Origin of the sequence: Rhodopirellula sp. JB055, from assembly GCF_043100905.1 — a bacterium.
Lineage (GTDB): Bacteria > Planctomycetota > Planctomycetia > Pirellulales > Pirellulaceae > Rhodopirellula.
In genome coordinates this window covers 1-26,029 of record NZ_JBICHO010000571.1, presented here as the reverse complement: position 1 = coordinate 26,029, position 26,029 = coordinate 1, and the positions used below count along the sequence as shown (strand labels likewise).

The 26,029-nt window shown below is 56.7% G+C and carries 17 protein-coding genes and 1 pseudogene; 12 read left to right on the top strand and 6 right to left on the bottom strand.

Features of this window, described 5'->3' with window-relative positions:
* A partial coding sequence (locus ACF8AM_RS22280) for a DUF1559 domain-containing protein (RefSeq protein ID WP_392557768.1) occupies positions 1-738 on the top strand: 738 nt, incomplete at its 5' end.
* A gap of 125 nt (positions 739-863) precedes the next feature.
* Here the strand turns inward: ACF8AM_RS22280 and ACF8AM_RS22275 are convergent.
* Positions 864-1,052, bottom strand: a complete 189-nt coding sequence (locus ACF8AM_RS22275) for a hypothetical protein (protein ID WP_392557767.1) — start codon at positions 1,050-1,052, stop codon at positions 864-866.
* 224 nt (positions 1,053-1,276) lie between these two features.
* The gene (locus ACF8AM_RS22270; protein WP_392557766.1) at positions 1,277-2,302 is read right to left on the bottom strand and encodes a glutamine synthetase beta-grasp domain-containing protein; all 1,026 of its coding nucleotides are present in this window, start codon (positions 2,300-2,302) and stop codon (positions 1,277-1,279) included.
* Between the two features lie 492 nt (positions 2,303-2,794).
* Here ACF8AM_RS22270 and ACF8AM_RS22265 point away from each other — a divergent pair, with 492 nt between their 5' ends.
* Together ACF8AM_RS22265 and ACF8AM_RS22260 are read left to right on the top strand one after the other, a co-directional pair.
* On the top strand, positions 2,795-3,280 hold the full coding sequence (locus ACF8AM_RS22265) for a hypothetical protein (protein ID WP_392557765.1): 486 nt from the start codon (positions 2,795-2,797) through the stop codon (positions 3,278-3,280).
* An 81-nt stretch (positions 3,281-3,361) separates the two neighbouring features.
* Positions 3,362-3,793: a peptidylprolyl isomerase gene (locus tag ACF8AM_RS22260; protein ID WP_392557764.1), complete on the top strand. Its 432-nt coding sequence runs from the start codon at positions 3,362-3,364 to the stop codon at positions 3,791-3,793.
* A gap of 438 nt (positions 3,794-4,231) precedes the next feature.
* Here ACF8AM_RS22260 and ACF8AM_RS22255 read toward each other — a convergent pair whose 3' ends face one another.
* Entirely contained in the window at positions 4,232-7,153 is a 2,922-nt protein-coding gene (locus ACF8AM_RS22255) for an FG-GAP-like repeat-containing protein (RefSeq protein WP_392557769.1), read from the bottom strand.
* 295 nt (positions 7,154-7,448) lie between these two features.
* On the opposite strand from ACF8AM_RS22255, the gene ACF8AM_RS22250 reads away from it, so the two are divergent.
* A complete protein-coding gene (locus ACF8AM_RS22250; RefSeq protein WP_392557763.1) occupies positions 7,449-9,191 on the top strand; it encodes an FG-GAP repeat domain-containing protein in 1,743 nt (580 codons plus the stop codon).
* Between the two features lie 363 nt (positions 9,192-9,554).
* Here ACF8AM_RS22250 and mutS read toward each other — a convergent pair whose 3' ends face one another.
* Together mutS and ACF8AM_RS22240 are read right to left on the bottom strand one after the other, a co-directional pair.
* The gene (gene mutS / locus ACF8AM_RS22245) at positions 9,555-12,224 is read right to left on the bottom strand and encodes a DNA mismatch repair protein MutS (protein WP_392557762.1); all 2,670 of its coding nucleotides are present in this window, start codon (positions 12,222-12,224) and stop codon (positions 9,555-9,557) included.
* A 48-nt stretch (positions 12,225-12,272) separates the two neighbouring features.
* Positions 12,273-13,052, bottom strand: coding sequence for an NIPSNAP family protein (locus ACF8AM_RS22240; protein WP_392557761.1), 780 nt, complete (start codon positions 13,050-13,052; stop codon positions 12,273-12,275).
* A 63-nt stretch (positions 13,053-13,115) separates the two neighbouring features.
* On the opposite strand from ACF8AM_RS22240, the gene ACF8AM_RS22235 reads away from it, so the two are divergent.
* From ACF8AM_RS22235 to ACF8AM_RS22215, 5 genes are all read left to right on the top strand, one after another.
* Positions 13,116-13,973 (top strand): ABC transporter ATP-binding protein, encoded by an 858-nt coding sequence (locus ACF8AM_RS22235; RefSeq protein WP_392557760.1) that lies wholly within the window; start codon positions 13,116-13,118, stop codon positions 13,971-13,973.
* A gap of 203 nt (positions 13,974-14,176) precedes the next feature.
* Positions 14,177-17,242, top strand: coding sequence for a DUF1553 domain-containing protein (locus ACF8AM_RS22230; RefSeq protein WP_392557759.1), 3,066 nt, complete (start codon positions 14,177-14,179; stop codon positions 17,240-17,242).
* Between the two features lie 11 nt (positions 17,243-17,253).
* A complete protein-coding gene (locus tag ACF8AM_RS22225; RefSeq protein WP_392557758.1) occupies positions 17,254-18,729 on the top strand; it encodes a DUF1501 domain-containing protein in 1,476 nt (491 codons plus the stop codon).
* Between the two features lie 63 nt (positions 18,730-18,792).
* Complete coding sequence (locus tag ACF8AM_RS22220) at positions 18,793-19,002, top strand: hypothetical protein (protein WP_392557757.1); 210 nt, start codon at positions 18,793-18,795, stop codon at positions 19,000-19,002.
* Positions 19,003-20,049, top strand: a complete 1,047-nt coding sequence (locus ACF8AM_RS22215; RefSeq protein WP_392557756.1) for a sialate O-acetylesterase — start codon at positions 19,003-19,005, stop codon at positions 20,047-20,049.
* Between the two features lie 663 nt (positions 20,050-20,712).
* On the opposite strand, the gene ACF8AM_RS22210 is transcribed toward ACF8AM_RS22215, so the two are convergent.
* Positions 20,713-21,846, bottom strand: a complete 1,134-nt coding sequence (locus ACF8AM_RS22210) for a thioredoxin-disulfide reductase (protein WP_392557755.1) — start codon at positions 21,844-21,846, stop codon at positions 20,713-20,715.
* Positions 21,847-22,220: 374 nt separating this feature from the next.
* Here ACF8AM_RS22210 and ACF8AM_RS22205 point away from each other — a divergent pair, with 374 nt between their 5' ends.
* The 3 genes and pseudogenes from ACF8AM_RS22205 to ACF8AM_RS22195 form a co-directional block, all read left to right on the top strand.
* The gene (locus ACF8AM_RS22205) at positions 22,221-24,137 is read left to right on the top strand and encodes a carbon starvation protein A (protein ID WP_392557754.1); all 1,917 of its coding nucleotides are present in this window, start codon (positions 22,221-22,223) and stop codon (positions 24,135-24,137) included.
* Between the two features lie 469 nt (positions 24,138-24,606).
* Positions 24,607-25,629 carry a PstS family phosphate ABC transporter substrate-binding protein gene (locus ACF8AM_RS22200; protein WP_392557753.1) on the top strand — a complete coding sequence of 341 codons (1,023 nt, stop codon included), beginning with the start codon at positions 24,607-24,609 and terminating at the stop codon, positions 25,627-25,629.
* A gap of 113 nt (positions 25,630-25,742) precedes the next feature.
* Positions 25,743-26,029, top strand: a pseudogene (locus ACF8AM_RS22195) (phosphate ABC transporter permease subunit PstC); the annotation flags it as partial.

Here is a 26,029-nt window from a genome sequence, read left to right as displayed (position 1 = left end):
CCTGGCCAAGGTCTGCCCGGCCAAGGCCGGACGAACTACGGTGCGTGTCTGGGTGATTCGATGGAGTGGTCGGTTCGCGGCACCAAGTCACACGATGGAACCAGCGGAGAAAAGGTGAACAATAGCGGCTGGGCGCAGCGCTCGCGTGCCGCTGACCGAGGCATGTTCGTTCCGCACACGACATCCAAATTTCGAGATGTCTTGGATGGATTGTCCAACACCGTTGCGATGGCGGAGTTGATCACGGATCTTGGTGATCGTGATACGCGGGGGATTCAGTCGATCAATGGGAACCCGCCCAATGAAGTTCGACTGAACCCGAACTATTGCGTGGAGAACAACCAGATCGATCCGGAAAGGCCTCAGTTCTGGATAGCTGGTTTGAGTATCCAAGGTGTGAATGGTGGTCGTGGGTACAAGTGGGCTGATTTCCGGCCGAACTTCAGCGGTGTTCATACCATCGCTCCGCCGAACGCAGCGATTTGCGGCGGTAACAATGCCGGGCAGACCGGGATGTTCCCGCCATCCAGTCGTCACCAAGGTGGGGCTCACATCTTGATGGGAGACGGTGCGATCAAGTTCATCACGGATTCGATCGAGGCCGGGAACCAGAACCATGAAATGGTTTGGCAGAACGCTTCGATGGCAACTGCGAAGCCGGGTTCGAAGAGTCCCTATGGGGTCTGGGGAGCGATGGGAACCAAAGGTGGTCGTGAGATCATCGATGGAGAGCTTTGACGCTCATCAAAGCGTTTGAGAAATCGTGAAAGCCGGCTTCGCTCGTTCGAGTGAAGCCGGCTTTTTTGTTGGTCACCAGTGAGCTGAAATGAAGTCAGGTTCGCTCGAGATTCGGTGAGAGTTGGTTAAGGCTTGGCTTCAAGTGAGCCGTCCATTGCTGCTTGCTCTTTGGCTTGTTCAGCTTGGTAAGCATCGATGGCAGCCTGGTCAGCGTCTTCCAGCGCAGTGGTTGGTTGTGACGGGCAGCCCACGGCAGTGCCAAGCACCAGAGTGCAAAGAAGTGCCAGTGGGAATCGAAGTTTGGAAGTGCGCATGGGTGGGGCTCCAATGAAGAACTTGAAAAATGCCTCTCGTCAGTGTGTTGACGTGGCTGCTCACATTGTAGCGGTCCAGAACGAGCGTCGTTGAGATTCGCGGCGCACAAAAAATGCCGAGCCACCTGGGTGACTCGGCATCGAAGTCTGGGAGTGATATCGACCGTGGCGATCGGAGTCGCTCACAATCGAATCGGCTCAGTAGCCTGGGCCTGGAACTTAGTTCAGACGCCGGCGGGGACGTTGGCTGTTTTAACCGTTGCAATGATCGCGCTGGCAACCATGTATGGGTCTGCGTTGGAGGCAGGGCGACGGTCTTCCAACCAGCCCTTCCAGCCATTTTCAACGGTGGCGATTGGAATGCGGATCGATGCACCGCGGTCCGAAATGCCGTAGCTGAACCGGTCGATCGATTGCGTTTCGTGCAAGCCCGTCAGGCGTTGATCGTTGTCAGCACCGTAGACATCGATGTGCTCCGTGATCCGAGGCTCGAAAGCTTGGCAGATCGCTTCGTAAACTTCTTTGCTGCCGCACGTACGCAGGGTCGTGTTGCTGAAGTTGGCGTGCATGCCGCTGCCGTTCCAGTCGCCTTTGACTGGTTTGCAGTGGTAGTTGATTTCCATGCCGTATTTTTCGGCGGTGCGATCGAGCAAGTAGCGAGCGACCCAGATTTCGTCACCAGCTTGAGCCGCGCCTTTGGCGAAGATTTGGAATTCCCACTGCCCCATCATGACTTCGGCGTTGATGCCTTCGACGTTTAGGCCCGCCTGCAGGCACAGTTCGAGGTGCTCTTCGACGATTTCACGGCCGACTGCTTTGCCGGCACCGACCGAGCAGTAGTAAGGACCCTGAGGGGCTGGGAAACCTTCCGATGGGAAGCCGATTGGCTTCTTGGTTTCTGGATCAAAAATCGTGTACTCCTGTTCGAATCCGAACCAGAAGTCGTTGTCGTCGTCTTGGATGGTTGCGCGGCCATTGCTGCGGTGAGGGGTGCCGTCAGCGTTCAGCACTTCGCACATCACCAAGAATCCGGTGCCCAACCGATCAGGGTCGGGAACGCAGAAAACAGGTTTCAGCAAGCAATCGCTGGCTCCACCTGGGGCTTGTTCAGTGGACGAGCCATCGAAGCACCAAACGGGAGCGTCATCAACGTTGCCGCTGAAGTCGTTCACAACCTTGGTTTTGCTGCGCATGCTCTGGGTCGGTTGATAGCCGTCGAGCCAGATGTATTCCAATTTGCACTTGGTCATGGATGCGAGTCTCCTAAAGACTTTTGGGCGCTCTTGGCAGTTCCGCCAGAGCAATGAATGAAACTGTCAGACAAACGGTTCTACCCAACCGCAGCAATTGAAGACAAACGACTCGGTTTGTTCAGATGCAGCCAACAGAGAACTAAAATACCCGAATCGGATCGATTTACCAATGCTCAGAAAACCAAGATTCTGGGCCGGTACCAAATCCAGTGGTATTTGGGTTTAATGTCCGTTCTGTCAGGACGCGGATGATTTTGCCGGGTCGGGAAAGACTGCGGACAAAGGGGAATCCCTTACCGCGGTCGTGATGCTTGTCAAAAGCTTGTCAGGGAAGAATCATCACCTTCGTGTGGCGAAGAGGGAATCATGTCGAACACACCAAATGACCCATTTGACCCCAATCGGGCCTATCAAAATCCGCTGACCCCAGAAGTCGTTGGCGGTCCAGGAGGTCCGGGCTCGCTACCACCCGCTAAAAAAAGATGGCCAATGATTTTGGCCATCGTCCTAGGTCTCGGGTTTCTCTCGATGGTGGTTTGCTGCGGAGTCAGCTGGTACGCGATGTCAAAGGTCGGTGGTTTGGCGGTGGTTTTCGAACCGGTCAAAGAAGATCTGAATCAAATGCCCGAGGTCACGGATGAAATTGGTTCGATCGAATCGATGTCCATGAACTTCAGCGAAACCGTCAACGAAGCCGAAAAGAATCCCGACTTCATTGTCTTTGACCTGGAAGGCACCAGGGGCTCAGCCAAGGCTGCTGTGAAAGTTGGATCCGATGGCGGCGTCGAAGAAGCCATCTTGATTCTGCCCGATGGGACTCGCAAAGAACTCGATCCATCGAATCGATCCTCCGCCATCCCCAGCGACACGGGGCTGGATGACGGAACGCTCGGCGATGGCGCAACTGACGACACCGCCTTCGAAGACGATACCGAGCGGGAACTCCGTGAACTGGAATCCTCTCTGGATTTTTGAGGTCCAACGGCCTGAATGCCACCGAACTCAGAAACAAATTCACTCAACGAACCGTTATTACTACCTAGACGAAAGTGACCGATGAAAGTTGCCACCTTTGATACCGATCGCGGAACGATTCGCATCGAGTTGTTTGACGACAAAACACCGAAGACTGTCGAAAACTTTGAAACGCTTTGCGAGAAGAAGTTCTACGATGGACTGGTTTTCCATCGCGTGATCCCCAATTTCATGGTGCAAGGCGGTTGCCCCGAAGGCAGCGGACGTGGCGGTCCAGGGTACCAGTTCGAAGATGAGTTCCATCCCGAACTCAAGCACGATGGTCCCGGCGTTTTGTCGATGGCCAACGCAGGGCCGAACACCAACGGTTCACAGTTCTTCATCACTCACGAAGCCCAGCCTCACCTGGACAACCGGCACAGCGTGTTCGGCAAGGTCATCGAAGGCCAAGATGTGGTCGATGCCATTGAGCAAGGCGACACGATGAAGACCGTTCGCGTCACCGAAGAGTGAACGCGTTTCACTCGCGGTGTTTTTCGCATCGTGAATGATCTCGACATCAAAGCAACCCCGGTGAGTCCACCGGGGTTTTTTGATGCTGTTTCGAAGTCGCGGGCGAGGTTGCCCAGCATCGCCCCGGACGGGGCCGTCGTGGGGGGATTCCGTGGGGTACCTCGCCGACGCGTTCGGGTTGTGATGGGGGGCGATCGACGGACTTGGTGGTCTGTCGTTTCGGGACGTTTTGCCTGGACTGCTGAATGTTTGCTGTTGGTGCTCTGATAGCGGATGCAACTTTTCTTCCGGCTTCTGCCTTTCTTCGTCCCGGGAGGATCGAGCGAAGCGAGGGGAGGGTCAAGCATCGGAACCAGCGCGTAACCCTCCCCGAACCGAAGCGGGCCGACCCTCCGAAAGGGAGGGTGAAATAAAGCGGCACAACCTCTTCTCGGCGGCTCAGGGAAGCTGAATCGCGTTGGGCTGGCCCTGGACCATCAACCATTCCGAGTTCGTTGCGATGCCCTGGAACGTTTGTGGTTGATCGTTTGGCCATCGGATTTCAACCGTGACGTCGTCGGCAGAATCCGGGCAACTGAGTGTCCACGCGGCTTCGTCTGTGCTGAGATAGCTGCCACCTGCGACGACCCAGTGCGTCATCCGCCAGTCGCCCGCCATCACCGTGATCCGTGTGCCGATCGCATCGCGGGAAGACTGAGTGCCGGCCACTCGGAGTTTCAGTTTGGGTGACTTGGATGTGATGTGGTTGATCAGCAATGCGGCGGGTTCCGTTTGATGGGTCACCATCAGGTCTGGTCGGAGGTCTCGGTTGGCGTCGATCGTCCACAAGCTGCGTCCGACATGAGGTTGGGAAAGGTACTCGCCCGACAACGGGGCCGTTTCAAATCGTCCATCGGATCCATGTCGAAAGATCTGCATCGGTTGGGCGTAAAGGCTGCGGCGGGCAGTCGACGGAGCGGGCTCTTCCGACAAGTCGTCGCGCTCGAAAATATCGACATGGCCGTTGGCAACAATCAGTTCGTTCCGCCCGTCGCCGTCCAGGTCAGTCGAGGTGGTTCCAAAGCCAACCAGGGGCAGCGTGTCCGTGCCCAGGTTCACTGCCATGGTGGAGTCACGCCAGCTACCTGGGCCTGTTTGCAAATGAAGTGTGTTGTATTCCTGGTCGAAATTGGTGACGTAGAAGTCAATTTTTCCGTCGCGATTGAAGTCGTCGACTGCGATTCCCATCGAGCCTTGTGCGACGGAGCGACCGTCCACAGCGAGCCCACGAGGCAAGGCGGACTCGGACCAGTCGCTATTGGTTTCGTTCGGCGACGGTGACCAGTAAAAGTTGCTGGTCATGTCATTGGCGATGAAGACTTGGTTGCCTGGTCGATCTTCAAAGCGACCGATCGCGACGCCCAGTCCTCGCCCGGCATCGGTGGCCAGGGCATCCCAGGCTTGCGTGACGTCTTGAATGCCACCGTGCGGACGCGTCCGAAAGAATTGGTCTTGGTCGCCACGGAATCGCATCGGAGAACAGGACCGGGCTGGTTCGTCGGTCCCGTCACCGCAAACGAACGTGATGGGGTCCAATCCTTCGCAGTAATTCAAGACGACCATGTCGGTCAGGCCATCGGAATCAAGGTCGGCAAACGCAGCGCCCGTCGACCACCGTGTTTCGTCGGGGTCATCGATCCAGGTTGCTGTTTGATCCAGGAAGGTTCCGTCGCCCTGGTTGATCAGCAACACGTTGGGGCCGTAATTCGTGCACAGCAAATCAGGCCAGCCATCTTCGTTGAGATCGCCGACCGCGATTCCTTGGGCAAACCCGCGATCGTTCACGCCGGCCGATTCTGGTGCGGTGACGAAGACTCCATTCTCGTTGCGAAGCAAAACATTCGGCGGTGAATCTTTGTGGGGTGGCGTGCCGCCAGCGGTCACGAGTGTCAGGTCGCTCCAGCCATCCAGGTCGAAATCCAGTGTCGCGCCGCCGCAACCGAGCGTTTGATGCAGGCTGATCCCTGGTTGATCCAGGTCTTGTCCCGTCGCTGCCAAGAACGAAATGCCACGTTTCTGGGCTTCGTTGACCAACTCGATCGGCTGAGATGGATCGCTGGAAGCGTCGTCTGTTTTGGCAGCAGTGGTGGAAGATTTCGGTGCCTCGGTGCTTGCATCCTGCTCCGCGATTTGTCGCTGTAAGAACCGCTCGAGAGACGGCTGGAAGTGGAAATCCGAGAGATCCAGTTGGAGTTCGGGATGGTTTTGCACTTCTTGCCATGGTGTGTCGCGACGAAGCGAAGCGACCAAGTCCCGACGCAAACCCTTCAGGTCCACCGAGTCGTCTTCGGGAAGCTGCATTCCGACGGAGATCCAAGCTTCGGCTTCCCAAGCCCGCCCCAGCTCTCGGACGACGCTCACCATTTCCGAGATCACCGAACGAGAGATTCGGCCGGATCGATCGAATCGACGGCGAAGTTGATTGAATCGGTTGAGTTGCTTGGCTCGGTTGCCGATGGCTTGGACGACGCTAGCGTCAACGTCCAATGACGGTTCGGATTGCAAGACGCGTTGCAGATCCAACCAGGATCGCGAAATGTCGGGATCGGTCTGGGTGGCTTTCCAGTGGGCTTTCGCCGCTGCCTCGTGGTTGCCGGTGGCTTCGGCCCACATTCCCATCGCGGTCCAGAAATGTCGCCGCAGGGTCACATCGGCTGGCATCAGCGGCAGCGACGATTCCAGTTCTTTCCAGTCCGCTTGTTCAGCCAACAAGAGTGCACGCATCGCCGCCGCCGTCGCGTAATCGGGATGCCGAGCGACAATTTTGTCCAAGCTTTCGTGGGCTTCGTCAAACAAGTTTTGGTCCAGCGCTGAGCGAGCTGCACCGATCAACGGGCGCAAGTCATCTGGGTTCCGCTCCACCATCTCGTCCAGTGGTTTCGCGTCCATCGAGCGAATCTCGGTGTCCGTCATCGTCATCAGCAGTTCCAGATCGAATTGACGTTCCCGGATCAGGCGTTGTCCATTGACGAGACCCGCGCTGCGTTCTTCTGTGCCCATCTGAAGATCGAACAGCACCCTGCGTGTCTCGTGGCGATCCGGATGAGCGTTCACGACTTTCGCCAAGAACGCCATGGCATCGTGAGTGCGACCGGCCGAGATCATGGCGATCAGCGTTTCATCGACGCGTTTCGGCGAGCCATAGTTCTCGACTTGGCAGGCTTGTTCCAGGTAGTCGGCGGCCAGGTTGGCTCGTCCGGTTTGGTAGGCGACTCGAGCCACGTAGGTGATCGCATCGGGATCATCGCTGTGTTGATCCAGCACGGCGTCTCGCAGATTCCAAGCCTCTTCCCATTTCCCGGTGCGTCCCAAAACTCGCATGCGACCGAGCGGGCGTTTGACGGTGGCCTCCGCTTCGGCGTTGTTCGACGGGGTGGAATGGGGACAGCCAACGCAGAGGCACAGCAAGACCCCAACCGCCATGGAGCGGCAAAAGCTGAGCGGGTGAAGCCGGAGGGTGTGCGGTAACGAAAAACGGGAGATGATCATGGTTGCCATTGTATCCGAGCAATTGCTTTGCGATCAGCGGCGGGGCTACACTGCCAACAGGATTTCGTTGTTACGGGGGAGGTTTCCCGGTTCAGCGAATGGGCTCACAGAGGAGCCTTCCGCACGATTGATTTCCATTTGTCCTCGGGTTGTTTTCTTGTTTTGCGGCACGCCTTTGACACTCGTTCGTTTGCTCAGCCTGGGGATCGCTCTCGGAGTGCTTTCACTCACGGTGGGCTGCAAACCAGCATCTGACAAACAGCCCGAGGCAGGAAAGCTCACGGACGCACCTTCGACCGGCCTGGCCAGCGATTCCGCTGATTCCAATGGGGATGCCGGAGAGTTATCCGATTCGCGAAAAATGGAGGGTCGATTGGTCGAACGAGTTCGCCCGCAAGTCGAAGTGTTTTGCACCGGCTGCCACGTCATGCCATCGCCCGAGGGAGCTCCGAAGCATGAGTGGCCACAATTGGTCGACCAGATGTACATGACTTACAAGGATTCAGGCCGGAGCGATTTGGTGGTTCCGGATCGGACGGAGGCGTTGAAGTTCTTTCAGATGCAGGCACCTGAATCGAAAAACCTGCCGTTCGCGAAGCAAGAATTTGGTCCCAGCACTGCCCTTTGGGAAAAGCGGCCGGTTGATTTGCAGACGTCGCGTCCGCCGGGAACCAGTCACCTGCAGTGGATCCCGGCTGGATTGGCGGACTCCCCTGCCCTGGTCGCATGTGACGTCAACACGGGATCCGTGTTTGCAAGTTGGCCCAGTGAACCCGCACGACTGCCCAAGCGATTGGCGACTTTGTTTCAACCGGTTCATGTCGAACCGTGTGACCTCGATGGCGACGGGGGCTTGGATTTGATTGTGGCTGATGTGGGAGAATTCAATGCGGCGGACAGTGATCTCGGTCAGGTCATTGCACTTCGTCAGGAGGCATCAGGAGATGACACCGAAGTTGGAACGATGAAGAAGATCGTGTTGGCAGAAGGGCTGGGACGAGTCGCGGAAGTCCAGCCGGGTGATTTCGATTCCGACGGGGACCTCGACTTTCTCGTGGCGGTGTTTGGTTGGAGAAAAACGGGCGGGCTGTACTTGCTGCGTCGGAACGGTGACGTCGACATCGAACTCGGATCCGAGGCGTTCACCCTGGAAACCATTGATGAGCGATCCGGTCCCGTGAATGTTCCCACGATCGATCTGAATGGGGATGGGCATCTGGACTTTGTGGCCTTGATCAGCCAAGAGCACGAGGTGATCGAGGCTTTTTTCAACGATGGCACCGGGCACTTTCGAAACGTTGTGATGCACAACGCTCCGGATCCGTCTTATGGATCGACCGGCATTGAACTGGTGGACCTGGATGCGGACGGCGATGTCGATGTGTTGTACAGCAACGGAGACTCATTTGATCGAGGAGCCAAGCGTCATCATCAAATTCAGTGGCTCGAGAATCCGTTTGAGGATCCAAGCCAATGGGAAGAGTCAGCTCCGACAAAGCCGGGGGAAGCACCGCGAGCCGAGTTTCGGCATCATCGGCTGGCCAGCATGCCAGGCGTGTTGCGCGCCCAAGCGGGTGACTTCGACGGGGACGGTGATCTCGATGTGGTTGCAGGAGCGCTCTTGGCAACGCCGACGATCAAGCGTTGGCAGGGAAGCGGTTCCCCGTCGTTGCTGTTGTTGCGACAAACCAAACCAGGCGTGTTTGAAGGTGAAATCCTGGAAACCGATTTTCAGTTTCACCTGACATTGGAAGTCGCCGACAAGGACGCCGATGGGGTCGACGAATTCGCAGTCGGCAACTTCTTCCGCGACGAAGAGTCCGATGCCCCACACATCCAATGGTGGAAAGAAGCAAGCCCGAAGAATTGAGGTTCTCCATCGAAACGTTAGGGATCGCTTTGGGGGTGCGTTGGTCACGGCCGGACCTTGGGTTGAAACCCAAGGCTGGCCAAATGCCGTCGCTCCGCGACTGTTCGTTTGAGATGTTGGTCAACCAACCGCGGAGCGGTGACATTTGATAGCGTCGGGTTTCAACCCGACGTCTCGGAGGCCCGCCCCCAATCCAAACCCGCAGAGCGGCGGCAGATCGTTCCGAACTGTCGTCGCTAGGGATGGAACTTGCCAGAACCCAATCATTCCTACCTGAGGTCCTGAGGTCCTGAGGTCCTGAGGTCCTGAGGTCCTGAGGTCCTGTGGTCCTGTGGTCCTGTGGTCCTTTCCCCCTTCACCGCTTCACCCCTTCACGGGGTTTGGACCTGCGGCCAATTTCGCTTTCGCGTCTTGCAGGAACTGCCAGGCTTGGATCGGTGACATCGAATCAATGTCGACTGATTCGATCTCTTGAATCAGCGGGTGATCGGCGTAGCCAAACAGGGTCAGTTGATACGTGTCGCCGGATCCTTTGCCGCCGCTCGGTGGTGCGATCGTCGGTCGATCCAAACTGTCGCGATGATCCGCTTCCAGTTGAGCCAGCACATCCTTGGCACGCTCGTTGACTTCGACGGGAATGCCCGCCAATCGAGCGACTTGGATGCCGTAACTCTTGTCGGCACTTCCCGAGACGATGCGGTGCAAGAACACCACTTCGTCTTGCCATTCTTTCACGGCGACGCTGAGGTTGGCGACCCGTGGCAGTGTCTCCTGCAGTGCCGCGAGTTCGTGATAGTGAGTTGCAAACAGTGTTCGAGCACCGATCTGTTCGTGCAGGTGTTCGGTGATTGCCCAGGCCAGCGACAGCCCGTCGTAGGTGCTGGTTCCACGACCGATTTCGTCGAGAATGACCAAGCTGCGAGACGTGGCGGTGTTCAGGATGCGAGCGGTCTCGACCATCTCCACCATGAACGTGCTTTGGCCGCGACTGAGTTCATCGCTGGCCCCGACTCGTGCAAAGATGCGATCCGCGATTCCAATTTCGGCGGATGTTGCGGGGACGAAGCTGCCCGTTTGTGCGAGCAAAGTGATCAGGGCGACTTGGCGAATGTACGTGCTCTTACCAGCCATGTTGGGACCGGTGATTAGCAAGATCATTCCTGTTTCGGGACTTTGAATGCAATCGTTGGGAACGAACTCGCCCTGTGCCATCGTGACATCCAGCACGGGATGTCGGCCGCCTTCGATGCGAAGCACACTGTCGTCGGTCAGTTGAGGGCGTACCCAGTGGTGCTGGGCAGCGACTTCGGCGAGCGACGCGATCACGTCGACCATCGCGATGGCGTTGGCCACTTCTTGCAAGATTGCCAAGTGCTTGTGAGTGTTCTCACGAAGCATCGTGAACAGCATTTGTTCGCGACTGGATGCTTTGTCGTCCGCAGCTAGAACCTTCTCTTCGTATTCTTTTAGCTCGGGAGTGATGTACCGTTCGCAATTCTTCAGCGTTTGTTTGCGAATGAAGTCGGCGGGGATCTTGTCCTTTTGAGCGTTGCTGACTTCTAGGAAGTATCCAAAGACGCGGTTGTAACCCACTTTCAAATTCGCGATGCCGGTCTCGTCCATCTGCCGCTGTTGGTACTCGGCAATCCACTGCTTGCCACCACGCGCCAATTCGCGAAGCGAGTCGAGTTCCGAATCGAAGCCTTCGCGAATGAAGTTGCCGTCGGCAGCCGACAGAGGGCAATCGTCATTCAGAGCGGCGTCGAGTTGTTCGCGAAGTTCCGGACAGAGATGCAGTTCCGATTCCAAGCGGGTCAGGCAGACGCTGTCACGTTCGGCCAAGCGAGCCTTCAGGGCTGGCAATCCACTCAGGGTGACCGCGACTTGTCGGAGGTCGCGCGGGCCGGTGCGCCCGGTGGCAACGCGAGCGAGCAAACGAGTCAGATCATACGTGTCGCCAAGAATCGATCGGACGTCGCTTCGCAGGTTGTGGTTGCGAACGAATTCGTCGACCGCGTCGGCGCGATACGTGATGGCTTCGGCACTGATCAACGGGGCGGCCAGGTGATCTGCCAGCAATCGCGATCCCATCGGCGTGACGGTGCGATCGATGACACCCAGCAACGCTCCTTCGCGTGATCCAGAACGCATGGTCCGAGTGATCTCGAGACTGCGCCGCGTCGCCGCGTCGATTTGCAGAACCGGGCTGCGGTTGTGACATGTCAGAGATCGAAAGTGGTCCAGCGAACCACGCTGGGTTTCCTTCAGGTAACAAAGCACCGCGCCGGCGGCCCGAATGGCGACCTCACCGTTTTCTTCAAAACCGAGGCCTTCGAGGTTAGCAACGGAAAGCTGTTTGCAGAGCGATTTTTCAGCGTCCGCCGCCGCGTAGCTCCAGGACGGCCGGGCGGTCCACGCCCACGTCGCGGTGGGGTCGGGATGGATCGAGGCGTCGTCTTCGCAGTGCAGCACTTCGGCGGGGCCGATGCGGGCGAGTTCGTCGTCCAGGCGGGCTCGCGGGAAAACGCCCGCTTCAAATCGGCCGCTGGAAAGTTCAGCCCAAGCGATCCCGACGACATCGCCACCGGTCGGATCGTTGTTCTTCGCCGCTCGCTTCTGAGCTTTTTCGCGAGCCTTTTGGCTGGGGGCGAAAACGGCGGCCAAATAGTTGGGCTCTTTCGGATCGAGCAACCCTTCGTCGGTCAGCGTTCCAGCGCTGACGACTCGCGTGATTTCGCGACGGACCAAGCCTTTGGCTGCCTTGGGATCCTCGACTTGCTCGCAGACGGCGGCTCGAAAGCCCGCTCGAATCAGCTTTTGCAGGTACTGATCCAACTGGTGATGGGGGAACCCCGCCATCGCCGTTGGGTTTTTGCTGTCTTTGTCACGGCTGGTCAGGGTCAGCCCCAAGATCCCCGCAGCGACCTTGGCGTCGTCCAAAAACAGCTCATAGAAATCGCCCATGCGAAAGAAGAGCAATGCGTCGCCGCACGCCTCTTTCGCCTCGTGGTACTGTCGCATCATGGGAGTCATGGTGCGAATCGTACCGGTAGTCCGCCGACTGGGACAGCCACGCTGGGGTCACATTTGCGAGTAAGGTTTCGCCGAGAGTACGAATTTATCGATCCGGCTGACCGTGCCACCGAATCGAGGGTTCTTGCTGAGCACTTTCCAGTCTGGGTGGGCCCGGAAGGCATCCCACGCTTTGAGACGAGCTGCGTCATTTTTGTACACCGTCAGGTACGTCAGGCTGGGCGTTTGAGGCCCCACCAAGGCTTGTCCGATGAAGATCGGCTGGACGCCACTGTCGAGGAAAATCGGCACCTCGCCTTGGTTGAACATTTCGACTTTGAGGTCACCGAGTCGCTCGTTGGCGCTTTCGTAAAGGCGAAGCTCGTACACCCGTTCCTCATTTTCCAGCGTTCCTTCGGGCACAACGGTTTTGGGCCAGCAATCCATCGCGGTCAGCAGTTCGCTGCTGATTCGCGAGTAGGGCGCCGTTTTGGAGTCGCGGCCCAGGTAGTCAGCGGCCGCGTTCAGGTATTCCGAGTCCTTCGCCAACGCTTCGCGGGAAGATTCCATTTGAGCCAATTCCGCGTAAGGGATGACGACAAAGATGGATCCGGGCTTGGTGTCTGAGTTCGGGGCAGCGGAAAACACACCGATGGGGCCGATGTTTTGTCGCTCGAGCGCCGGAATCAGTGCTTTCTCGAGATACTGGTCAATCGCCGCGGCGTCTCCCTTTTCTCCCAAGACAATCGTGCGGATTTCGTAGTATTCGTCAGCGGAACTCATGGCAGGTTGGGAGCAAGCGGCGAGGCACAGGGCGGCGATCCAGCCGAACGTCATCCATCGTTTCATGGTGTTGTTTTCAAGTGGGAGGGAGGAATCTCGCCCGAGCGAACAGGCAAAATGGGTGGTGTTGTGAACCAATTTAGCACAGCCAAACTGCGGCCACGCGAACCGTCGTTCCGCTTGGGAGTTCATTGGTCGGATTCGCGTGATACGATTCCCGATGGGGGGCACATTCAAGCGATTGCACCTTGCCAAATTTTCACCTTTCAACGCAGCGGGACGAATCTGTTGACGGATCCAAATGGCACACCATCGAACGACGCGACTCCCTTGTTGCAATTGAAAGGCGTGAGCAAGCATTATGCCGACGGCGATGTGGACGCATTGGTAGATGTCAGTTTGTCGATTCAACCCGCCGAGTTCGTGGCGATCGTGGGACCGAGCGGCGGTGGCAAATCGACGCTGCTGAACATGCTGGGGGCGTTGGATGTTCCGACGCGGGGGGAAGTTTGGTTCGAAGGAAAACGATTGTCGGATCTTCCCAGTTTGGATCAGTTTCGGGCCCACAAGATCGGATTCATTTTTCAGTCGTATCGTTTGCTGCCGAATCTGACCGCACAGGAAAACGTTCAGTTGACCATGTTCGACACGCATCCAAATGTGTCGCAGCGAAAGGCGGAAGCGATCCGATTGCTGAAGCGAGTTGGATTGGGTGAACGAGTCAATCACCGCGCTGACAAACTTTCCATTGGCCAGCGCCAACGCGTTGCCATTGCCAGAGCGATTGCGGGGAACCCGCCATTGATTTTGGCAGATGAACCAACAGGTGCACTGGACACGGAACGTGGCAATGAAGTGATGGATTTGTTGGACGAACTGCGTCAGGAAGAAGGTGCAACGCTGGTGGTGGTGACACATGATGAACGCATTGCGGGGCGTGCCGACCGCGTAGTCTATATATGTGACGGGAGATTGCAGACCGTCTAAGATGTGGTGTGGCTTTGATGGACCCGCCCGGTTCGTCGTTTCGGTTTCATTCCGAAATACCTCTGTCCGATGTTCCCACCACTAACCCATCGCATGCGATGCGTGATCCATTGATTTCAATCCCCACCCGCTCACTTGATTGTGGCCTTGTTCTTTCAAAGCTTGTTGGTTGGATCTTTGTTGTTCCGTTGATTGGAACGGTCATGTGGATCCAGTCGGCCTCGGCGGATGAGGTCGAAAAATCGGAAGACACAATTCAGTTCAATCGGGACATTCGTCCGATCTTGTCAGAGAACTGTTTTCATTGTCATGGACCGGACGACGAAAATCGCGAAGCCGGATTGCACTTGGACACGGAAGAAGGTGCCAAAGACTGGGCCATCGTCGAAGGCGATCCCGAAGAAAGCGAAGTTTGGCTGAGGATGGTTTCCGATGACCCAGACATGTTGATGCCGCCGCCGGATTCTGAACGCAAAGTCACGCCTGAGCAAACGGAAACGATTCGTCGCTGGATCGAACAAGGGGCTCACTATCAAAGCCATTGGTCATTCATTTCACCCGCGGAAGTGGATGTGCCAGACGCGGTGGAAACCGAGACGTTTTCGGCTGCCAACGAGATCGATCGGTTCATCAATCGTTCGCTGCAACAAGCAGGTTTGAAAACTGAGCGCGCGGCCGACCGGGAAACTTGGTTGCGGCGCGTCACGTTTGATTTGATCGGGTTGCCGCCAACGCTATCTGAGCTCGATGCGTTCTTGGCGGATGAAACTCCGATGGCCAAGACTCGAGTGATCGACCGATTGCTGACGCGACCCGAGTACGGCGAACGCATGGCGACCGATTGGTTGGATGTGGCTCGTTATAGCGACACCTATGGGTACCAAGTCGATCGCGATCGATTTGTGTGGCCGTGGCGCGATTGGGTGATCCAGGCGTTCAATGAGAACATGCCTTATGACGAGTTTGTGACACAGCAATTGGCGGGTGATTTATTGCCCGACGCCACACGCGATCAGATCCTGGCAACCACATTCAATCGGCTGCATCCACAAAAGGTCGAAGGCGGCAGCGTGCCAGAAGAATTTCGCATCGAATACGTGGCCGACCGCGCCCAGACGGTCGCAACCGCGATGATGGGACTGACGTATGAATGCTGTCGATGTCACAACCACAAGTACGATCCAATCAGTCAAGAAAATTACTTTCAACTGAACGCGTTCTTCGACAACATTGATGAGGCCGGTCTGTATTCGTACTTCACCCCATCGGTTCCCACGCCGACTTTGCCATTGCCAACCGAAGACGAAGAACGCCGCTTGAAACAATTGCAAAGTGACGTTGCGGTCGCGGAAAAAAGGCTTCTCGAAACGATTCAACAACAGCGTGAGCATTGGTCGCAGCGACTGAGCCAAGGGGAAGCATTGTCGAGTGAATCGTTGCCCGAGCATCGCTTGGCCCAGCCGATCGCATCCTTGGATTTTGAGGACGATCCCAAGGCATCCAGTAAGTCCGTGGAAGGTAAGGTTGGCAAAGCCTGGGAATTGACTGGCGATGATGCCGTGACGACCGAAGTGGGCAACTTCGATCGCTCGCAACCGTTCTCCGTTTCTCTCTGGATAAAGACACCGGATGTCAAAGAACGTGCCGTGATCTGGCATCGTTCGCGGGCCTGGACCGACGCCGCCAGTCGCGGGTATGAGTTGCTGATTCTGGACGGCAAACTGCAGTGGTCGCAAATTCACTTTTGGCCAGGCAATGCGATCAGCGTTCTGACCAACGATGCCATCCCCGTTGGCGAGTGGGTGCACGTGACCGCGTCAACCGAAGGGGCCAGTTCCGCATCGGGGCTCGCCATTCACGTCAACGGCGAGAAGGTCGAAACGACCGTGGTTCGCGACGCGTTGTCCAAACAGATCCAAGGTGGAGGCGGCGACAACATCACCATCGGTGAACGGATGCGAGATCGCGGTTTCAAGCAGGGAGCCGTCGACCAGTTTCGTGTCTTCGATGTCTCTTTAAGTGAATTGGAGATCAAGCGACTCGCATGTGACGAATATGAGTTCGATCTTCAGAAGGATTGGGACCGCGAGCAACTGATCGCACACGCGTTGCAGCGTTGGGACGAAGAGGTGGCTGCGGCACGGCAGAAACTGCGAGACGTTCGGCTGGCGAAGTGCAAATTGGAAGATTCGATCGACGAAATCATGGTGATGCGTGAAACGCCCGAGCCACGCCCCACGCACTTGTTGGCTCGTGGTGTTTACGACAGCCCGCAGCAAGAGGTCCAGCCGGGAACGCCTGATTTTTTGCCGCCTCTGCCGGAAGACGATTCATTCAATCCAAATCGTTTGACATTGGCGAAGTGGTTGTGTGACCGCGAGCACCCGCTGACTTCTCGTGTTGCAGTGAACCGGTTGTGGCAAATCTGTTTTGGGCAAGGTTTGGTGCGGACACCAGAAGATTTTGGTAGCCAAGGGATGCCGCCAACGCATCCCGAATTGCTGGATTGGTTGGCATTGGATTTGGCCGACAACGGTTGGGATCTGAAACGGATGTTGAAACAGATCATGCTTTCAGATGCCTATGGTCGCAACAGTGTTTCCACGCAGGACAAGCTGGCGTTGGTCGATCCGACCAATCGCCTGCTCTCGCATTTCCCGACCTATCGATTGCCAGCCGAAATGTTGCGTGATCAAGCTCTCGCTGCGGGAGGGCGTCTGGTTCGCAGCGTGGGCGGGCCGCCAGCGAAACCATACGAGGTGGAGGTGTCGTTCAAACCCACCGACCGTGACAAAGGCGAAGGCTTGTATCGTCGCAGTTTGTACACGTACTGGAAACGAACCAGCCCCGCGCCTGTGATGACAACCTTGGACGCTGCCAAGCGAGATGTGTGCCGAGTGCAACGCGAACGAACCGCGTCGCCACTGCAAGCCTTCGTGATGCTCAATGGTCCGCAAACGATCGAGGCGTCTCGTGGGTTGGCTGAACAAATGGTGCGAGATGCTTGCGGCAAAGACGCACAGGCGATGCTGCGTGATGCGTTTCGGGTCACGACCAGTCGTCATCCGACGGCAGATCAACTGAGTGTCCTGGTGGAACTATACGAAGAACAATGGAACTACTTTCAATCCCATGAAGCAGCGACGGATGAGTTTCTTGCGATTGGCGATGCGGAGCCGGACGCTTCGCTGGATGCCAAGCGTGTGGCGGCGATGACCGTCGTGGTGGGAACGTTGCTGAACTTCGATTTATGCTTGGTGAAACGATGAGAAATCCCGATATGAATCCGATCTCGATCAATCGTCGTGCCCTGCTGCAGGACTCGGCATACGGGTTTGGCGGCATGGCGCTGGGGCAATTGCTGGCCAGCAGTCTGGGTGACTCGAACGCCTTTGCCAATTCACCGAATGCACCGGGGGCACAGGGAGTTGGCGCTCCGGTTCCGGGTTCTATGGGAACGCTGCATCACGCCGCGAAAGCCAAGCGGGTGATCTTCCTGTTTCAGTCCGGCGCACCGTCGCAATTGGATTTGTTTGATTACAAGCCATTGCTCAACGAAAAGCATGGCACGGAACTGCCGGACGAAATCCGTGGCGGCCAACGGCTGACAGGAATGAGCGGCAATCAGTCGAGTTTGCCACTGGTGGGTTCCCCGTTTGAATTCAAACAACACGGTGAATGCGGCACTTGGATGAGCGACCAATTGCCGTACACGTCGAAAATCGCCGACGACATTTGCGTGGTTCGGTCGATGTACACCGAGGCGATCAATCACGGACCTGCGGTCACGTTCATGCAGACCGGCAGCATGTTCCCCGGGCGGCCCAGCATGGGCGCTTGGGTGGATTATGGTTTGGGCAGCGAGAACGAAAACTTGCCCGCGTTTGTCGTGATGACAACCAAGAACCAAACCAGCGGCCAGCCATTGGTTTCGCGGTTCTGGGGCAACGGTTTTTTGCCCAGCGAACATCAAGGCGTCCAGTTCCGAAGCGGTGCCAATCCGGTGTTGTATCTCAGCAATCCGCAAGGCATCGACACTCAGAGTCGTCGCTCGGCGATGGACGCGCTTTCGAAATTGCATCAGATGCAATTGGCGAGTCACGCGGATCCGTTGGTAGAAGCTCGCATCGCGCAGTACGAGATGGCTTTCGCGATGCAGTCCTCCATTCCAGAAGCCACCGATTTCGCAGACGAACCCGAAGAGGTTTTTGAATTGTATGGAAAGGATTCCAAGAATCCCGGTTCCTTCGCCGCGAACTGCTTGATGGCCCGGCGGTTGGCGCAGCGCGGCGTGCGGTTCATTCAGCTCTATCACAAGGGTTGGGATCATCACGGCGGCCTGCCCAAAGGGTTGCCCAATCAGTGCAGGGCTACTGACCAGGCGTCGGCGGCGTTGGTGCAAGACCTCAAGCGTTTGGGGATGTTGGAAGACACGCTGGTCATTTGGGGCGGCGAATTTGGACGCACCAACTATTGCCAGGGCAAGCTGACAGAAAATAGTTTCGGTCGCGATCATCACCCCCGTTGTTTCAGTTTGTGGATGGCGGGCGGAGGCGTGAAGCCCGGCATCGTACACGGGGCAACGGATGATTTTGGCTACAACCTGACCGAAGATCCCGTGCACATTCACGATCTGCACGCGACTATCATGCACCTGCTAGGGGTGGACCACGAACGGTTGACGTTCCGATATCAAGGACGTCAATTTCGGTTGACTGACGTGCACGGTGAAGTCGTGCATGACATCCTGGCTTGACCGGGGGAATGCTATTGTCGCGCTTGCCTCATCAACCTTCCAGAACCTGTTGAGGCTGTATCGATGTTGCGTTGTGTCCGTTTGGTGGGATGTTTGCTCGCCGCGTTGCCAATGACCGTTTCCGCATTCGCGGACGATTCCGCGGCGTCCAAATCGCTCCCGCCGCTCCAGGTTTACATCCTCGCGGGGCAGTCCAACATGGAAGGGCACGCCAAGGTCGAAACGATCGATTACATGCGGGAGGACCCGCTGCCCACGCCATTTTTGAAGTGAATGCTACACGACGATGGGACTTTTCGCGAGTGCGATCGGGTTTGGATTTCATACTTGACCGGCCGAGGCGACGCGAACGGTGAAGGCGTCGGCAAGCTGACGACGGGTTACGGTTCGCGACCGAATCCGAGCGAAGATGGTGGCAAGATCGGTCCGGAGTTCACGTTTGGTTTGACGATCGAAGAGAACACTGACGCCCCCATTCTGCTGATCAAAACCGCTTGGGGTGGCAAGTCATTGTTCTATGACTTTCGCCCGCCGAGTGCCGGTGTCTATCCGCGGACGGAAAACGACATCCAACGAGATCGCAACCACGAAAAAGATTCTGGTAAGTACTACCGACTGATGATGGCGCACGTGAAGTCGGTGCTGAGTGACCTCGGTCGAGTGGTGCCTGGTTATCAGGAAGAGCAAGGTTATCAGTTGGCTGGGTTTGTTTGGTTCCAAGGATGGAATGACGTCGTCAATCGGGATGTCTACCCTCGGCTGCCCGCGGATTCAGATCAGAATCGCTTCGCCAAATACTCGCAGTGGATGGCGGACTTCATTCGCGATGTGCGTTCGGATTTGAGCGATGTGGACTCTGGTGCCGCGGGGTTGCCGTTTGTGATTGGGGTGTTGGGAGTCGACGGTGATCACCCCAGTCCTGATCACCGACAGTTTCGCGAAGCGATGGCGGCACCCGCAACGAGGGAAGCGTTTCGCGGCAACGTCGCGGCGGTTCCCACGGGGCCGTATTGGGACGAACCGCTGGGAGCCATCGCAAGCAAGTTCGCAGCGGTGCGGCAGAAGGCGTACCAGTTGCGGACGAAGCAGCGTGGGCACGAGAACCATGGCGGTTCCATGACCAAAGAGCAGCAAGCGGAATTCATGAAAGAATTTGAACGCGAGCTGATTTCAGAAGAAGAGATCGCACTTTGGAATCGCGGCGCCTCCAACGCTGGGTATCACTACCTGGGCTGTGGAAAGACGATGGCTCAAATCGGCGAAGCGTTCGCTTTGGCGATGCTGGAGTTGCAAGTCAACTCCGGTGAATCATCCAAGTAACGCCGCGACAGTCCAACGTAGGAGCGTTGAAGTTGCGCTTTTGCGTTGACCATTGAACCGAGACCTCGGGGTGAAAAGCCGAGGTTGACCGGCCTGTTGATTGAATCCCAACCCGAAGCGTTAGTTTTGAAGTTGCGCTTTTGCGTGAGGCATTGGGTTTTTCCATAACCCGACGCGTCAGCGAGGGACCGCATGCCATCGCAACGAGCCGGTGGGTCCCTCGCTGACGCGTCGGGTTGTGAGAAAAGCGCAACTTCAAAAAGCGTTAGCGAGGGACCGCGTGCCATTTTCCTCGAATGGCCAACGGCCTCCTTCAACATAGCCAGGGGGGATCGCCCCTGGAGCAAAAGAACACGCCCGCCCTTTTTTGGCCAACGACAAAATTCAATTCAAAACGTGTGGGTGATGTTGGTCGTTGGCCAACGAATTCCCCGTCGTTCTCGATCCCTGGGGCGAGGCCCCAGGCTACGATGACGAAGGCCTTTGGCCAACAAAACTGAATGCAAAAGCGCAACTTCAAAACTCACTCGTCGGGTTTTGAACTCGAGTGAATCAACAAGCCGTGACGGCTGTCGCCGCTCCGCAGTTGTTCGATCATTCGGACACGCACAACCAGTCGCGGAGCGACAGAAGTCTTGGGGGTTCAACCCACGGTCATGCTTCTTAGGTCAGCGAGGGGCGTGCTTCGCTGGTGCCGGTGGTTTCTTCGTGTTCGACCAAGAAACGTTCGGCATCCAGAGCGGCCATGCAGCCCGTTCCCGCCGACGTGATCGCTTGTCGGTAGTAGTCGTCCGCGACATCGCCTGCTGCGAACACACCGTCGACCGATGTGTTGGTGCGGAACGATTTGGTCCACTGGATGTAGCCTTCGCTGTTCATTTCGACGGCACCGTCCAAGAACGCTGTGTTTGGGGTGTGACCGATGGCGACGAACATCCCGCCGACCTTCAGTTCACGAGTGGACCCGTCCACGGTGTCTTTCAGACGCAGCCCGTTGACCAGCTTTTCGTCGCCGAGAACTTCCTCCACGACCGTGTTCCAGAGGATTTCGATGTTGGGGTGATTGATCGCGCGGTCTTGCATCACCTTGCTGGCACGCATTTGGTCGCGACGCACGAGCAAGTAGATCGTGTCGGCACCTTTCAGATTGGCCAAGTAAGTGGCTTCTTCGACGGCGGAGTCCCCACCGCCGACAACGGCGAGAGGCTTGCTTCGATAAACCGGCAAGGCACCGTCGCAAACGGCACAGGCGCTGACCCCTTTGTTCTTGTAAAGTTCTTCGCTAGGAAGACCCAGGTAATTGGCTCGTGCACCTGTGGCGATGATCACCGTGCGGGCTTGGACGGGTTCGCCCGAGGCGGGGTACAGCGTGTGCACATCCCCGGAAAAGTCGACGCGTTCGATATCGTCGCCGACGACTCGAGTTCCAAAGTTGATGGCTTGTTGTTTCATCAGTTCCATCAGCTCGACGCCTTGCACCGCGTAGTGTGGCTGGCCGTCTTTTTCGTGCCCCTCGGGAACCATGGGCAGGTTCCAGTGGCGGTCCTTGTCGACGGCCGATTCCACGAACGCACGGATGTTACCAGCCGGAAAGCCCGCGAAGTTTTCGATCTCGGTGGTGTAGGCGAGTTGCCCCAGCGGGATCATTTCGGGTTTGACGGTGCCTTCATACAAGACGGGATCCAGGTTGGCTCGTGCCGCATAAATGGCCGCCGACCAACCCGCCGGCCCGCTGCCGATGATGATGGTCTTTTCGATTTTGTTTTGGGCGTTTCCGTTGCTTGAAGCAGAGCTCATGTTCTTGTCTTGATGAGTGAGTGGTCGCGTATGCGAAATGGTCTCGATTGGGCCAGCGACATCGTCCGGAGCCCACGCGTTTCGCGTATTATAGGGGGCGAATCTGAATCGACGACCGGACAACGGCAGGATTTCAGCCGGGAACGGTCCGATTGGATTTCTCGGTTGGGTCGGCGTGAATGGCTTCGCGTCGGTGGAATCAGCCCGTCTTCGCTCGCGACACCGAGTCCAACTGCGAAAACTGGACGGGTGCGTGACCGAGTTCCCCCATTGCAATGGCGAGTGCAGGTTGCATACCGCCTGACGCCGAATTCTCGCCGCCGTTGATTCCCCCACCATCCATTCCCCACTTTTTCGTCAACTGATCTCCCCGCATGAGCACTCTTGTCATTGCGATCCTCTCGATGGTCGCGTTTGTCGTTGCGTATCACACCTACGGCCGTTATTTGGCGACCAAATTGTTTCGGCTCAGTGCTGGGGAAACGATGCCTAGCGTGGCTCAGCGGGACGACGTCGATTTCGTGCCGACGGATCGGTCGATCGTTTTTGGGCATCATTTCACGAGCATTGCCGGAACGGGGCCAATCGTCGGCCCAGCCCTGGCGGTTTTTTGGGGATGGTTGCCAGCTTTGCTGTGGGTGGTGTTCGGTTCGATCTTGGTGGGCGGCGTGCACGATCTCGCCGCCTTGGTGATCTCGATCCGCAATCGTGGGGAATCGATCGGGCAGGCTGCCGGACGGTTGATCTCTCCGCGAGCCAAGGTTTTGTTCCTGATCGTGTTGGCGATGGCATTGTCGATCGTCTTGGCGGTCTTCGGGTTAGTCATCGCGAATATTTTCAAATTGTATCCGGAGTCCGTGCTGTCGGTTTGGACGGCGATGCCCGTTGCCGCGTTCATCGGTTGGGCGGTGATCCGCCGCGGAGGCAACTTGGTGCTGCCGTGTGTGATTGGATTGGGGATCCTGTACCTGACGGTTTATCTGGGCACGACGGTGATGCCTTTGGACCTGGCCAATGTGTTGCCGGCTGATTCGGTTTACATGACACCCGTTGTTGTTTGGACTTTGTTGTTGCTCGTCTACGCGTTCTTTGCGTCTGTGTTGCCGGTTTGGTTGTTGCTTCAGCCTCGGGATTTTTTGAACAGTTTGCAGTTGGGTGTGGCGTTGGTTTTGTTGGTCGCCGGGTTGGCGGTGGCGTCGCTGAACGGACAAGCCAACCTGTCCACGGCGGCACCTGCGATTGCCAAGCAGGTGCCTGCGGATGCGCCTCCGATGTTGCCGTTCTTGTTCATCACGATTGCCTGCGGGGCCTGCAGCGGATTTCATTGCTTGGTCAGCAGTGGAACGACGAGCAAACAACTTAAAAACGCGCGCGACGCACAGGTGATTGGGTATGGATCGATGCTCGGCGAAGGCATGCTGGCTGTGTTGGTGATTTTGGCTTGCTGTGCGGGCGTTGGGATGGGGCGTCTGACTCGCGACACCTCCTCCGGTTCGATTGTCATCACGCGTCAAGAACCGGTCGCAGTGGCTGAAACCATCGCTGGCGAAGCTGCTTTGGACGGATCGGCTGCTTGGCGTTCCTATTACCGCACAGGACCTTCGGCGGAGGAGGTTGCCGCTGGGACAGCTGCCGCGGGTGGCGGATGGAAGAGCCAAGGCCTCGACAAGAAGCTGGCAGCGTTCATCGACGGCGGAGCTAACTTCATTTCCGCCATCGGGATCCCGTTGAAATACGGCGTCGCCATCATGGCCGTGATGGTGGCATGCTTTGCTGCCACGACACTGGATACCGCGACTCGGGTGCAGCGATATGTGATCAGCGAATTGGCTTCGTCCGCGGGGTGGCAAGCCGGAACCAACAAGTACGTGGCAACCACGATCGCGGTTGGCATCGGCATGGCCATTGCCGTTTTCGCGGGGGAGAGCCCCGGCAAAGGTGGGTTGATGCTGTGGCCGTTGTTTGGCGCAACGAATCAATTGTTAGCCGGATTGGCTTTGATGGTGGCGGTGTTTTATCTCGCCAGAAGAAGCCGGCCGGTGGCAGTGCTGGCGATCCCAATGGGAATGATGTTGTTGTTGCCCGCCTGGGCGATGGTCTACGACCTGGTCAACAACTGGTGGCCCCAACGGGATTATCTATTGATCGGGTTTGGCTCCTTCGTGTTGCTTTTGCAGGCCTGGATGGTGGGAGAAGCGATCTCGCTTTGGCGACGTTTGCCCGACGTGATTCAGCAGGCGAAAGCGAACAATGAGTACAGTAGCCAGGATCCACTGACGGCCAATTTGTGAGTTTGAGCCGTTAAGAGCCAGGCGAATTGTTCGCTTCAATTTCATCGCGATTGCGAAGAGCGGTTCGCAGTCGCGAAGTGGAAAGAGGCCATTGGGGGGAAATGCGCGGTCACGGACACTCTACCCCCTTTCAGACGGCCGTTTCTTCACAAAATCTTCAACTGGGTTTGCGGCAGTGGATCGGCAGTTTGGAGCCAGTAAGGGGGGAGGAATGCTCGAAAACCATTGGTTTAGGGGGTGTTGGGAGGGTCGTCACAGGGTCTCAGCGATCAATTTGTCAACCCAGAGAAGACGACTACAATTCGTCCGCGCTTGAAACGAGCTGCACAGAATCGGCAGCAAGCCGCAACGGAATGGACGCGATGGATTCTGTGTCTTTGGAAAGTATCTGTTCTCCCCCCCCCACACTATCGTCCCCCATTTATCAGGCGATTCGGCAATGAAATTCACTTCCTTGACTTCCTCGTGATTGATTGCACTCGCAGTCATTTCGGCGGGCTGTGACAAGTCCAGTTCTAATTCTGAGTCCGGTGGCGATACCCCCGTGGCGGAATCCAACTTGGTCGGAACGATCAAAGTGGACGGCAGCAGCACCGTTCAGCCGATCAGCAACGCGATTCGGGAGGGCTTCATCCAAGAGCATCCCAACGTCGACATCATCGTCAGCGGCAACGGGACCGGAAACGGATTCAAAAGCTTCTACGACAAGGGCACGGACATCTCCGATGCCTCCCGCCCGATCAAAGGTGGCGAGTTCGAACAATGCAAAGAAGCTGGTGTCGAGTTCATCGAATTGCCCGTCGCTTACGACGGTTTGACCATCGTCGTCAACCCGCAGAACGATTGGGTCAAGCAGTTGACCGTTGACCAACTGAAATCGATGTTCGTTGGCGATGAAGCAGTGAAGAATTGGAGCGACGTGGATCCAAGCTGGCCAGAAGAGACCATCCAGATCTACTCTCCTGGCACCGGGTCGGGAACCTACGATTACTTCCACGAAGTGTTGGCGAAGAAATCCAAGAAAGAACTTCGTGGCGACATGAACTTGAATGAAGACGACAACATCCTGGTGAAGGGTGTTTCGGACAACAAGTACGCGATTGGTTTCTTTGGAGTGGCTTACTACGAAGAAAACAAAGACAAGCTGCGTGCAATTCCGATCGTCAACCCAAAGGATGAAGTTGCCTACAAGCCAACCACCGACAACATCGCATCGAACAAGTACGCTCCGTTCAGTCGTCCGTTGTTCATCTACGTGAACACGGATTCGCTCAACCGGGCTGAAGTTCAAACATTCGTGGAATACTTCTTGGCCAATACACCAGAAGTCAGTGAAAAGGTTGGCTACGTTCGTTTGCCAGAAGCTGTGATGGCGAAGGCTCAAACGAACTTGGACGCCGTCAAAACTGGCACCCACTTCGTGGATGAATCAGGTGAGAGTCGCAGCGGAGCACTGACGGATCTGTTTGTTGATGAAAACCTTGTCAAATAAGCAGACTCTTTCGGTCTCCTTTCAACTTTTCTACGCGTCGCTGTTCTGGCGACGAATGCTATTCTTCGAGCCGCCTCGCTAATCGAGCGAGGTGGCCAAATGGGATGACTGCCTTGAATCGTCCAACTGCTCTAGTCAATAAGAAATTCCGATCGACCGGGATTGGCGTGGTGCAAGAGAAGGCCATGGTGGCTTTGCTTGCGTTCTGTGCTTTGCTGACCGTTGGGATCACTTTGGGCATCATCGTGATGCTGATTGGTGAGAGCTGGCATTTTATTCAGAGCGAATACGTTTCTCTCAGTGGGTTCCTGACGGGAACCGAGTGGACCGCTCTTCAGAGCAAGGACATCGAGAAAGCGAAGTTTGGAATCTGGCCATTGTTGTCGGGGACTCTGCGGGT

Excerpts from the sequence above, each read along its gene's own strand:
- ACF8AM_RS22210 (WP_392557755.1), bottom strand. The coding sequence starts at position 21,846 with ATGAGCTCTGCTTCAAGCAACGGAAACGCCCAAAACAAAATCGAAAAG.
- ACF8AM_RS22260 (WP_392557764.1), top strand. The coding sequence starts at position 3,362 with ATGAAAGTTGCCACCTTTGATACCGATCGCGGAACGATTCGCATCGAG.
- mutS (WP_392557762.1), bottom strand. The coding sequence starts at position 12,224 with ATGACTCCCATGATGCGACAGTACCACGAGGCGAAAGAGGCGTGCGGC.
- ACF8AM_RS22275 (WP_392557767.1), bottom strand. The coding sequence starts at position 1,052 with ATGCGCACTTCCAAACTTCGATTCCCACTGGCACTTCTTTGCACTCTG.
- ACF8AM_RS22205 (WP_392557754.1), top strand. The coding sequence starts at position 22,221 with ATGAGCACTCTTGTCATTGCGATCCTCTCGATGGTCGCGTTTGTCGTT.
- ACF8AM_RS22240 (WP_392557761.1), bottom strand. The coding sequence starts at position 13,052 with ATGAAACGATGGATGACGTTCGGCTGGATCGCCGCCCTGTGCCTCGCC.
- ACF8AM_RS22255 (WP_392557769.1), bottom strand. The coding sequence starts at position 7,153 with ATGCGAGTTTTGGGACGCACCGGGAAATGGGAAGAGGCTTGGAATCTG.
- ACF8AM_RS22270 (WP_392557766.1), bottom strand. The coding sequence starts at position 2,302 with ATGACCAAGTGCAAATTGGAATACATCTGGCTCGACGGCTATCAACCG.
- ACF8AM_RS22230 (WP_392557759.1), top strand. The coding sequence starts at position 14,177 with ATGTGGATCCAGTCGGCCTCGGCGGATGAGGTCGAAAAATCGGAAGAC.
- ACF8AM_RS22265 (WP_392557765.1), top strand. The coding sequence starts at position 2,795 with ATGATTTTGGCCATCGTCCTAGGTCTCGGGTTTCTCTCGATGGTGGTT.
- ACF8AM_RS22225 (WP_392557758.1), top strand. The coding sequence starts at position 17,254 with ATGAATCCGATCTCGATCAATCGTCGTGCCCTGCTGCAGGACTCGGCA.
- ACF8AM_RS22215 (WP_392557756.1), top strand. The coding sequence starts at position 19,003 with ATGCTACACGACGATGGGACTTTTCGCGAGTGCGATCGGGTTTGGATT.
- ACF8AM_RS22220 (WP_392557757.1), top strand. The coding sequence starts at position 18,793 with ATGTTGCGTTGTGTCCGTTTGGTGGGATGTTTGCTCGCCGCGTTGCCA.